The organism is Vibrio sp. Vb0349 (assembly GCF_033338975.1).
In genome coordinates, this window is sequence record NZ_JAWOTS010000160.1 from 1 (window position 1) to 1,518 (window position 1,518).

Consider the following 1,518-nt stretch of genomic DNA (forward strand, 5'->3'; position numbering starts at 1 on the left):
AGATTCTATCCAATGGTTGGCTAGTCGGACTTGCTGCCCTGATTCCAGGTGCGCTGCTTGCATTGTTGGTTGTCATGCTACTTGGTCGTCGCTCGAAAGCGAAAGAAGAGGAAGCCGCGCAGCAGCAGACACAAGATATCGACCCGCTTGCGGCACCAATTGGTTTAGCTGCCGCTGACCAACTTGATGATGAGCTCAGCCTAGATGATGACTTGTTTGGTGATGATGACTCTGAACCGCTGTTAGAGCAGGATGAGAAAGCTGAGCTTGAAGAGGATGTCTTCGCAAACCTAGATGACGAAGAACTAGACTTCAACTTAGAAGGCGATGACGGCGAAGATCCATTTGCCGGTATCGGCGATGATGGTGATTTAGACGTTGGATTTGACGAGTTTGATTCTTCAACGAGCGGTATTCAAGTCAATGGCGACGAGAAAGCGCTGGGCCTTGAAGAGATGGAACGTGCGCTTGATGAAGTGACGCCAGAACTTGAAGTGCTCGACGAAGACGAAACAGGCTTCGACTTGTCCGACGACGATAACGCTATTTCTGATGATGAATTTGCCAAACTTCTTGCTGATGATGAACCATCGGAAGACCTTTCAAGTGGCAGCGTTGATCAAGCGATGCTGGACGATTTATTCGCAGAACTTGGCGACGATGATTTAGATCTTGCCGTTGAAGATACCAAGCCAGAGCCGCAAGTCTCAGACGAGGATTTCTCGGCAGGAGAGGCGTCGGATGACGATATTGATAAGCTATTAGCTCAATACGATCAACCAGCAGAAGAAACATCAAGTGAGCTTGACCCACTTGATGAACTCGAAAGTCTGGCGGATTTGACTGATGACACCGATATCGATGAAAACAGCACTGAGCTACTCGACGAATTGATCGATTTCGATGAAGACGAAACCGAGGAAGAGTTCGATCCGCTCAACGAATTGGAAGCGCTATCTGATTTTGAGGCTGAAGAAGTAATTGAGGAACTCGACGAAAACAGCGTTGAATTACTCGATGAGTTACTGCAAGACGACGATGAAAAGCCCGTTTTAGAAGACGAGATCACGACCGAGCTCGACCCATTCGATGATTTGATTCGTGAGGATGAGGCAGTCACTGCTGATGAGAGTCAGTTAGACGATGACTTGGTGGCTGATTTTGGTTTTGAAGAGATCGAGCCTCAAACGGAACAAAATAAAGCGCTTGAGCCAGAGGAAGAGAAGCCGCTAACCGCGCAGGTTGAAGAAGACGCCTCAGAGTTAGAATTTGAATCTGGCTTAGATATCGACGCTCTGCTGAGTGAGGCGCAGCAACAACCTGTAGCTCCAGAACCAACGGAATCATTACAAGAAGAAAGCGTCCCGTTTAATAGCAATGACTTCTTAGGTGATCTTGAGGAAATGTCACCAGAGCATGATCCTTTGATGACTGAGCTGGATGAACTGTTTGAATCTGACAACACCGTTCTTGAAGAAACTGAGCAAGAAAGTGCAGATTTTGCCGCCGAGCTAGACG

Annotated in this window: 1 pseudogene; it reads left to right on the forward strand. The window is 47.7% G+C overall.

Going from position 1 to position 1,518, the window contains the following annotated elements:
- Positions 1–1,518 (forward strand): annotated as a pseudogene (locus R7Q47_RS24165) (AAA family ATPase); the annotation flags it as partial.